6 protein-coding genes and 1 pseudogene are annotated in these 9,983 nt (G+C 73.7%); 3 read left to right on the forward strand and 4 right to left on the reverse strand.

Annotated elements, in window-relative coordinates; translation table 11 throughout:
• Positions 1-1,414, reverse strand: a pseudogene (locus ACWDSL_RS49230) (haloacid dehalogenase); the annotation flags it as partial.
• A gap of 149 nt (positions 1,415-1,563) precedes the next feature.
• Between ACWDSL_RS49230 and ACWDSL_RS49235 the strand changes: the two are divergent.
• Complete coding sequence (locus ACWDSL_RS49235; protein WP_450495767.1) at positions 1,564-2,094, forward strand: hypothetical protein; 531 nt, start codon at positions 1,564-1,566, stop codon at positions 2,092-2,094.
• Positions 2,095-2,304: 210 nt separating this feature from the next.
• Positions 2,305-5,121 (forward strand): SpoIIE family protein phosphatase, encoded by a 2,817-nt coding sequence (locus ACWDSL_RS49240; protein WP_450495769.1) that lies wholly within the window; start codon positions 2,305-2,307, stop codon positions 5,119-5,121.
• Between the two features lie 52 nt (positions 5,122-5,173).
• On the opposite strand, the gene ACWDSL_RS49245 is transcribed toward ACWDSL_RS49240, so the two are convergent.
• Positions 5,174-5,863, reverse strand: coding sequence for a DJ-1/PfpI family protein (locus ACWDSL_RS49245; protein WP_450495771.1), 690 nt, complete (start codon positions 5,861-5,863; stop codon positions 5,174-5,176).
• Positions 5,864-6,066: 203 nt separating this feature from the next.
• Between ACWDSL_RS49245 and ACWDSL_RS49250 the strand changes: the two genes are divergently transcribed.
• Positions 6,067-7,875 carry an RNA polymerase sigma factor gene (locus tag ACWDSL_RS49250; RefSeq protein ID WP_450495773.1) on the forward strand — a complete coding sequence of 603 codons (1,809 nt, stop codon included), beginning with the start codon at positions 6,067-6,069 and terminating at the stop codon, positions 7,873-7,875.
• Positions 7,876-7,903: 28 nt separating this feature from the next.
• Here ACWDSL_RS49250 and paaK read toward each other — a convergent pair whose 3' ends face one another.
• Both paaK and ACWDSL_RS49260 read right to left on the reverse strand, forming a co-directional pair.
• On the reverse strand, positions 7,904-9,241 hold the full coding sequence (gene paaK / locus ACWDSL_RS49255) for a phenylacetate--CoA ligase PaaK (RefSeq protein ID WP_450495775.1): 1,338 nt from the start codon (positions 9,239-9,241) through the stop codon (positions 7,904-7,906).
• 250 nt (positions 9,242-9,491) lie between these two features.
• Positions 9,492-9,983, reverse strand: a 492-nt coding sequence (locus tag ACWDSL_RS49260) for a hypothetical protein (RefSeq protein ID WP_450495777.1), incomplete at its 5' end; no start/stop codon positions are given.

Below are 9,983 nucleotides of genomic sequence, written 5' to 3' on the forward strand. Positions count from 1 at the left end.
GGGCGGTCTGCACGGCCAGCCCCACCACGGCCCGCAGCCGGCGGCCCTTGGCCAGGCCGAGGACGCGCTCGCTGCCCTTGCGGCGCAGCCGGGAGGCGGCCTGGCTGCCCGTACGGCCGACATCGCTTCCCGTACGGCCCGTCAGATCGAGCCGGTCCAAGGGCCCCAGTGCCCAGCCCTGGCCGTTGCGGCGGACCTCCAGGGGGCCGTCGGGGTCGAAAAGTTCGAAGAGCCGTTCGGCGATCAGCGGGGCCTCGGCCCCGTCGAGCACCTCGATGTCGATGGGCTCGTACCGGTCGCTGCGCAGCGCCTCCTCGTCCAGCAGCACGGTGTCGACCTGGCCCAGCCGCCGTAGCGCTCCGCGGTCCATGGCCACCACGCCGCGCAGCGCGAGAAAGCGGCCCAGGCTGGTCGCGAACCCCTCCCGGCCGGCCCCCGGCGCCTTGGGCAGGGCGGCCAGCGCCACGGCGAGCCCGCGGCGGGGGCCCGCGAACGGCACGGCGAGGGCGCCGGCGACGGCCCCGGCGCGCATGGACCGCTCCGCGTAGTGCGCGGTGGCGTCCCTGGGGGGCGGTCCGGGCCGCTCGACGATGATCGGCTCGGCGGCCACGTCCCGCGGTCCGTGCACCAGATGCGGTTCGGCCACCTCCCATGCCTCGCTCTCCGCGTCGGCTTCCCGCCACTGGGCGATGCGCTCGACCGTCTCCAGGGCGATCCCTTCGCCGTGTGTGGCCACGCCCTGGGCCAGCGCGCTGAGCGCGGTCAGGGCCGAGTCGGCCCGCTCCGCGCCGCCGATCGCCGCGGCCAGCCGGCGGACCCGCGGATGGTGCTGGAGCAGGGCGGCCAGCGCACCCACCTCGGTGGGCAGTTTGAGCCAGGGGGCCAGGCGCAGCGCGGTGGACAGGGTGAGGCCCACGGTGTCCGCGGCCAGCGCGGAGAGGGATTCGGGGGTGTTGGCACCTTCGGAGGGGTGGTGCGGTTCCGGGCGCCATTCGTCGAACTCCTCGGCCAGGACGGCGGCTCCGAGGGCTTCGGCCTGTTCGACCAGGGCGACCAGTTCGGATTCGCGCGGCGGTGGGGAGACGAGTGACACCACGACGCGTTCGGTGGGCGCGTTGACCCGCGCCCACCGGACACCTGGGTGTGTTTCGAGCGCCGTCTCCACGCGGCGGCCGACCCGCTCGCCCCCGATGCCATGTACCCCTCTGACCTCGATATAGCAGCGCCCGGGGTGGGACCACACTCCGCGCTGTGGCAGCCTGGCCAGCCGTCCGACCAGCCCGGCCGCGCCGCGCACACCGGCGGCCACTCCGCCGGCGAGGGGTCCCAGCAGCGGGGGCGCCGGGATGCGCGGTCCCGAGCGCCGCGACTGCTCCGGCTGTTTCGACCGTTCTGACCGTGGTGCCTGGGACATCGGCGCGGCCTCCCTGTACGTCGCCCGGCAGCCGCCCCCACTCAGCGCCCTGTTCGGCGGAAGGCGCCCTGTTCGGCAGAAGATGAATCCCGATTACCCTGAAAAGTGAGGAATTACCGCAACGTCAACCATGTGTGGACGTGAGATCTGTGAGTACTCCCACCACCACCCGCAAGCGCGGGGCCTCGGACAAGACGAAGACAGCGGCCCGACAGAAGACGACGGCCCGGCAGAAGACGGCGGCCGCCGCGAAGAGCACGGCCACGAAGAGCACCGCCGCGAAGAGCACCGCCGCAAAGGCCACGGCCACGAAAGCCACGGCCGGTACGGCCACGAAGAGCACCAAGGCCGTGGCAAAGGCCGGTAAGCCGGTCAAGGCCATGGCCGGCGGCGGCAAGCGGTCCTTCACCGTCACCGTCCCCACCGTGGGGCGCCCCACGATGGGGAGCATGGCGGGCGGCCTGATGGACGCGGCGCTGCTGCCGGTGGCGGTGGCCCGCCGCTGGCTGCCCGCCAAGGGCGGTCTGCCGCTGTACGTGGGCCTGGGCCTGCTGGGCGCCGCGGACGCGATCGAGTGGCCGGTGGCCGTGGGCATCGGCGTCGGCTACGCGGTCCTGCGCCGCGGCGGCATCATGGCGCCCCCGTCCACCGGCCGCCGGACCGTCGCGCAGGCGGCCTGAGGGCCCCTGTTCGGACGCTCCGCCCGACGGACCGGCGCCGTCCGGGCCCCGGTCCGTCGGGCGCGGAGGGTCACCCCTCGCACCAGGACGCGGTTTCACCAGCACCGATACTGTCCGTCACCCCCCTTCACCCCTTCCGCTGGCATATGCCCCCATTTGGGGTGAAACTTGAATCCCGAAAGAGGGAGCCTTCCTCGGGGAAGTGATGAAGTGCCGGTCAGCTGGGACGACACCGCCGTCCTCACCGATGCCCACGACCGCTTTCTGGCGGGCAGGCTCGTCAGCCGCGCCGTACGTCCGCCGATCCTCAGCTCCTGGCAGCGCTGCCGGTCGCTGGGCATCGCCGCCGACCACGTGGACGTGCTGTACCACACGGAGCTGGACCTCGGCGGCAGCCTGACCGAGGCCGCCCGGCCGGTGCTGGACCGGCTCGAGTCCCAGGTCTCCGGTATCCGGGTGAGCGCGGTCCTGTGCGACCAGGACGCCCGAGTGCTGGAGCGCCGGGTCGGCGAACACTCGCTCAACCGCTTCCTCGACTCCCTGAACCTCGCCCCCGGCTTCGGCTTCTCCGAAGAGCTCACCGGCACCAACGGCATGGGCACCGCGCTCGCGGCCCGGCAGCCCGCCTTCGTATGCGGCCGGGAGCACTTCGCCGACATCATGCGACAGTTCGCCTGCGCGGCCGCCCCCATCCGCGACCCCTTGAGCGGGCGCGTGCTCGGCGCACTCGACCTGACCTGCGACCACCGCCACGCCGATGCCTCGATGCTGGGCCTGGTCCACCAGGCGGCGGTCGATGTCGAGCAGCGGCTGCTCGACCGCATCACCGCCCGCGAGCGGGCCCTGCTCGCCTCATTCGCCGTCGGCGGCGCCCGGGAGGCCCCCGACGCCCCCGACGCCCTCGACCGGCGGGATCGGCTGGTCCTCCAGGAGCTGGCCGTACAGCTCATCGCCGGCGGACGCGCCTGTGTCGTGGAGGCGCGGCTCCCCGAGGGGCGCAGTGTCACGCTCTGGTGCCATGAGGCCCACGGCCCCACCGGCGTGATCGGCTTCATCGTCGAGGCCGTGCTGCCCGGCGGTGAGCGCTGCCGCTGTGCCGCCGAGGACCGTACGGGCTCCCCCGAGCCGCCCGTCCTCGCGGGCGGAGGCCCGACGTCCCTGCTCGCCCTGAGAAACCTCGCGCTTCCCGCGTACCCGCCCGCCGCGTCGGGCCACCCCGGCCCCGTACCTTCCTCCGAAGCGTGGGCGCGCGGCGGGCCGCTCGCCGTCGGGGAGCCCGGCGTCAGCCGCCTGGCGCTGCTGGCCCGGGAGCGGCTGGGGCTGCTGTGCGAGGCGGGCGTGACGGTCGGCACCACCTTGGACGTCACGCGCACCGCCGAGGAGCTGACCGAGGTGGCCGTGCCGCGGTTCGCCGACTATGTGGCCGTGGACCTGCCGGACTGCGTGCTGCGCGGCGAGGAGCCGATGGGGACCGGCGGCCCGCTGCTGCGGGTGGCGATGGCGGGGGTGCGCACGGGGTCCCATCTGTACGCGGTGGGCGAGTCGGTCCGCTACGCCGCCTCCACACCGCACGCCCGCGCGCTCGCCACCGGCGAACCCGTACTCGAGCCGTATCTGAACGAGGCGTACGGCTGGCTGGCCAACGATCCGGCCCGCGGCGGACAGGCGCTGCGCGCGGGGATCCATTCGCTGATCGCGGTGCCGATGCGGGCCCGGGGCGTGGTCCTGGGCGTGGCCGCGTTCTACCGCTCCGCGCTGAAGCAGCCCTTCGAGGAGGACGATCTGTCCCTGGCCGAGGACCTGGTCAACCGCGCCGCCGTATGCATCGACAACGCTCGGCGCTTCACCCGCGAGCACACGACCGCGCTGGCGCTCCAGCGCAGCCTCCTGCCCCGCGGGCTGCCCGCGGGGCACGCCGTGGAGGCCGCCCACCGCTATCGGCCCGCGACGACCGGGGTCGGGGGCGACTGGTTCGATGTGATCCCGCTGTCCGGCGCCCGGGTGGCCCTGGCGGTCGGCGACGTGGTCGGACACGGACTGCATGCGACGGCGACCATGGCGCGGTTGTGCACCGCCGTCCACAACTTCTCCGCGCTGGACCTGGCGGTCGACGAAGTGCTCAGCCAACTCGACGACCTGGTCTGCCGTATCGACCCGGACGCGGCGGGCATCGACGCCATGGGCACCGAACCGGCGGACGGTACGGACACGTACCCGAGCGGGCCCGAGCCGGGCGGCGAGAGCAAGCCGGGCATCGTCGGCTCCGGCTGTCTGTACGCCGTCTACGACCCGGTGAACCGCCGCTGCACCGCCGCCCGGGCCGGACACCCGCCGCCCGCCCTGGTGCTGCCCGACGGCACCGTGGAGTTTCCCGACGTGCCCCCGGGGCCGCCGCTCGGCGTGGGCGGCCTGCCGTTCGAGACCGCCGACTTCGAGGTCCCCGAGGGCAGTCTGCTGGTGCTCTACACCGACGGCCTGCTCACCGGCGACGGCCACGACCCGGGGGTCGGCTTCGAGCGGCTGCGCGCGGCGCTGGCCCGCCCGGGCCGTACGCCGGAGCAGACCTGCGCCGCGCTGGAGTCGCTGTTCCCGGAGCGTCCGGTGGACGATGTGGTGCTGCTCGTGGCCCGTACCCGGGCGCTGGGCGAGGACCAGGTCGCCGTCTGGGATCTGCCCGCGGACCCGGCCGAGGTGTCCCGGGCGCGCCAGGAGGTCATCGCGCGGCTGACCGAGTGGGGCCTCGACGAGCCGGCGTTCACCACCGAGCTGATCGTCAGCGAGCTGGTCACCAACGCCATCCGGTACGGCCGCGAACCGCTGCAGCTGCGCTTGCTGCGCGAGCGCGCGCTCATCTGCGAGATGGCGGACGGCAGCAGCACCTCCCCGCGGCTGCGCCGGGCCCGCACCACCGACGAGGGCGGCCGCGGCCTGTTCCTGGTCGCCCAGCTCGCCCGGCGCTGGGGCACCCGCTACACCGAGCACGGCAAGGTGATCTGGACGGAGCAGCCGCTGCCCCGGGGCCGCTGAGCGCGCCCGCCCGCATCACCGCACATCACCGCAGGTCAGCACAGGCCAGACGTCACGTCGCGGCGTCCGCCAGCAGCTTCAGGGCCAGCCGCTGGAGCTCGGGGCCGGCTTTGTCGGGGCTGCCGGTGTCGTACGGCGGGGCGGGGTCGTACTCGACGGCCAGCTGCATGGCCTTGGCGGTGTTCTCGTCGGCCAGCCGTGCGGCGAGGTGCAGCCCCATGTCGATCCCGGCGGAGACCCCCGCGGCGGTGATGATCTTCCCCGTCTCGATGAACCGCCCCGGTGTGTCGATGGCGCCGACGTCGGCCAGCGAGGGGCGGGCGGCCCAGAACGTGGTGGCGGGCAGGCCGCGGAGCAGTCCGGCGGCGCCCAGGATCAGCGACCCGGTGCACACCGAGGTGGTCCACACCGTCTTCTCGTGCATACGGCGCAGCCAGTCGAGGATCACCTCGTCGCCCATCGAGGCCGTGGTGCCGCGCTCACCTCCGCCCGGCACCAGCACGACCTCCGCCCGGGGCAGCTCGTCGAGCGACCGCTCGGCCACCAGCGCCAGCTCCCCGGTGTCCGTGCGCACCCGCCCGGCCCGCTTGGCCACCGTGGTCACCGAGACGTGGGGGACGCGGCACAGCACCTCGTACGGGCCGACGGCGTCCAGCGCCGTGAAGCCGTCGTACAGCAGCACCGCCACCCGTATCGGCCGCCCGGACGCCCCGCCGGCCGCGGCGATGTCCATACCTGCCATGAATCCCTCCCAGGTCGGGTTCTCCGGTGAGATGCCGGTGAGCAGGTAGTCGGCCCGGAGTTCGGCGGGGTTCCGGGGCGCGGGAAGCTTCCCGGGATTTGTGTTATCCAGACCGCGCGGCTCCGTCTCCTGTGGGGGCGCCCCGACATGACCGGGGTGATCGGCCGTAATAGGGCCCTGATCGGGAGAGAGCGAGGTGGCGCGTGCGCACAGAGGAGCAGTCGGACGCCGCGGTCGTCGCGGCGGCGCGGGCCGGGGACCAGCGAGCGCTTGCGGAGCTGCTGGAGGAGTACCTGCCGCTGGTCTACAACGTGGTGGGCCGGGCCCTGGACGGCCACGCGGACGTCGATGACGTCGTGCAGGAGACGATGCTGCGGGCGGTGACGGGGCTGGCGGGACTGGCCGACCCGGAGCGGTTCCGGTCCTGGCTGGTGGCGATAGCCCTGAACCAGGTGCGTCAGCGCTGGCGCGAGGGGCGGGCGGGGGCGCGGGCCGGGCAGTTGGAGGAGGCCGTCGAGGTGGCCGATCCCGGTGCGGACTTCGCCGAGCTGACGGTGTTGCGGCTCGGGCTGTCGGGGCAGCGGCGGGAGGTCGTGGAGGCGACCCGCTGGCTGGAGCGGGACGAGCGGGAGGTGCTGTCGCTGTGGTGGCTGGAGGCCGCGGGCGAACTGACCCGCGCCGAGCTCGCGGCGGCCTGTGAACTCGCCCCGAAACACGCCGCGGTGCGGGTCCAGCGGGTCAAGAGCCGGCTGGACACCGCCCGGGGTGTGGTGCGGGCGCTGCGCGCGTCGCCGCGCTGCCCGGAGCTGTCGGCGCTGGTGAAGCCGTGGCACGGCACACCGTCCGCGCTGTGGCGCAAGCGCCTGGCCCGCCATATCGGGCAGTGTCCGCGCTGCGGCTTCGCCGCGGCCGATCTGGTGCCCGCCGAGGGGCTGTTGGTAGGTATGGCCCTGGTGCCGCTTCCGGCGGGGCTGGCCGCGTACGCGCTGGGGCAGTTCGCCTCGGGGACGTCAGCGGCGGCGGCCACGGCAGCGGGCACGGCAGCGGGCACGGCGGCGTCGAAGACCGCTGGGGGCAAACTGGCTCAGCTCTTGGCGCAGACCACGGCGAAGCCGGTGGTGGCGGTGGCCGCGGCGGGCGGTCTGGCGGTCGCCGCCACCGCCCTGTACGTCCAGGCCGGGCCCGACTCCGCGCCGAACCCGGGGCGTCCGCCGTCCGCCGCGGCGTCCTCCGCACCCGTCGTACCCGAGGCGTCGGCGGCGGCGCCGACCGGGGAGGTGGGCGAGGCGGTCTCCCGGCCGCCGTCGCGCAAGCCCAAGTCCTCGCGGTCGGCCTCCGCCTCGGCCGTTCCGCGCCGGCTGTACGGCACGGTGGTCGACAGGGCCGACGCGGCCCCGGCGGTCACCGCCCGCCCCGGTCCGCTGCCGAAGCGGCCGGAGGGGCGTGCGATCACTGGCACTGGCAGCTATGAACAGCCGGGCCCCGGCAGATATGTGATGGTCAACAACGCCCAGTATGTGACGCTGACCGGGCAGGGGTATGTCCTGGTCCGCTGGCAGCTGGTGCCCGCCGAGCGGTCCGGCCGGCTGCGGATGCCCAGCTGGACCGGGCTGAGCGGGCGGCTGTTCCATGTGGCCTCCGGCGGGGGCCGCCGCATGGACGACCAGATGCCCGGGGCCACGGACCGGCCGCACACCTGGATGGGCAGCGCCGCCACGGGGTTCGACACCCTGCCGGACGGTGCCCAGCAGATGTGGCAGAACGAGTACTACTACCTCGACGGCAGCGTGACCCTCCATCTCAACGAGGACTGGGCCGACTACAACCTCACGGTCTCCGCCGTGGACCGGGCGAAGATCCTCCAGGATGTCCAGCAGCCTCCCGGGGACGCGGCGATCCGCTACGGGCTGGTGCGGGACACCGGCACCGACGCCGCCCCGGTCCCGCAGTATGTGACCCGCTCGCGCTCCGCCGACCCCTTCACCGTGCCGCTCCGCGGCGAGCTGCGCTGACCCGATGGGCCGCCACCGCGCTGGGCCCTCAGCGCAGGTCCTTGACCCGGCGGAGCTTCCCGACGGAGCGCTCCAGCGACTCCGGCTCCACCACCACCACCTCGACGGTCAGGCCCGCCCCCTCCTTGACCGCCTGGGCGATGGCCCGCTCGGCGGACGCGCGCGCCTCGGGCGTGGCGCCGGGGCGCGCCTCGGCCTGTACGGTCAGCTGGTCCATCCGGCCGCGCCGGGTCAGCACCAGCTGGAAGTGCGGGGCGACGCCCGGGGTGCGCAGCACGATCTCCTCGATCTGGCTGGGGAAGAGGTTCACCCCGCGCACAATGATCATGTCGTCGCAACGGCCGGTGATCTTCTGGATGCGGCGGAACGCGGGCCGGGCCGTGCCGGGCAGCAGCCGGGTCAGATCGCGGGTGCGGTAGCGGATGACGGGCATGGCCTCCTTGGTCAGGGAGGTCAGCACCAGCTCGCCCTCCTCGCCGTCGGCCACCGGCTCGTCGGTGAGCGGGTCCACGATCTCGGGGTAGAAGTGGTCCTCCCACACATGCAGCCCGTCCTTGGTCTCCACGCACTCCTGGGCCACCCCGGGGCCGATCACCTCGGACAGCCCGTAGATGTCCACAGCATGGAGGTCCGCGCGCTCCTCGATCTCCCGGCGCATCTCCTCGGTCCACGGCTCGGCGCCGAAGACGCCGACCTTGAGGGAGGTGGTGCGCGGGTCGATGCCCTGGCGCTCGAACTCGTCGAGGAGGGTGAGCATGTAGGAGGGGGTGACCATGATGATCTCGGGCCTGAAGTCCTCGATGATCCGCACCTGGCGGGCGGTCATGCCGCCGGAGGCGGGGACGACGGCGCAGCCCAGCCGCTCGGCGCCGTAGTGGGCGCCGAGGCCGCCGGTGAACAGGCCGTAGCCGTAGGAGACATGCACCATCTGGCCGGGGCGCCCGCCGGCCGCGCGCAGCGAGCGGGCGACCACCTCGGCCCACATGGACAGGTCGTTCGCGGTGTAGCCGACGACGGTGGGGCGGCCGGTGGTGCCGCTGGAGGCGTGGACGCGGCGCAGCTGTGAGCGGTCCACGGCGAGCAGGCCGAAGGGGTAGGTGTCGCGCAGATCGGCCTTGGTGGTGAGGGGGAAGCGGGCCAGGTCCGCCAGCGTGCGGCAGTCCTCGGGCTCGACGCCGGCCGCGCGGAACTTCGCCCGGTACGGCTCGACGTGGTCGCGGACCCGCCTGAGGGTGGCCCGCAGCCGGGCGAGCTGGGTCTCGCGCAGCTCTTCCGGCCCCATCCGTTCGGCGGCGTCGAGGAGTTCGGCCGGCGGTGGTGATCCCAGTCGGCGCCCGCCGCCCGTCGTATGCGTCGACACCGTCATGTCTGGCACCACCTCATGGACCGACCGAACATTCGGTCTAACCGCGCGACGCGATCAAGTAACCCAGTATCCGGCGGGGCTGTCAAGGGGTGGCGCGGGCGCACGGGAGGTACGGGGAGGGACGCCTCTCGCCCTCCTTCAGCCCGCCCTCTGTCCCCTATATAGGGCCGCCATGGGACCCGCTTGTATCGGGCCCCATATAAAGGGGACAGAGAAGGGGCGGAGAGGGGGTGCGAGACGGGCCGTCACCTCAGCCCGAGGGGGGCGGGTTCGAGGCGGACGGGGAGGACTTGTACGCGGTGGACTTCTCGATGGCGCCGCCGAGCTTGTCCCGGGCGGCCTTCAGGGAGCCCATGGACTCCGCCGAGACGACCCAGCGGTTGCCGACCAGAAAACTCCCGCCGTACATCTGCGCGTAGTCCAGCCAGTCCCGCTGCCCCTTGGCGGCCACAAAGCTGAGGAAGACGTAGTTCTTCTTGCCGAGATGGCAGACCCCCTGACGGTAGTCGTCGACGTCCGTGGTGATCTCCGGCTTACAGCCCATGGCCTTGCCCAGCTTCTCGACGCTCGCCGGCCGGGCGGCCGGGGCGCTCGCGCTCGGTTTGGCCTTCCCGCGCTCCCCGATCGACGCCTTGTCGTTCTCGCCGTCCGAACCGCACCCGGCCGACAGCAGCGCCACGGCAGCGACGGCCGGCACCACCGCACGGGCGCCGATACGGCCGCGGCGGCGCGGCGGCGCGAC

It is taken from the genome of Streptomyces sp. NPDC000941, assembly GCF_053599555.1.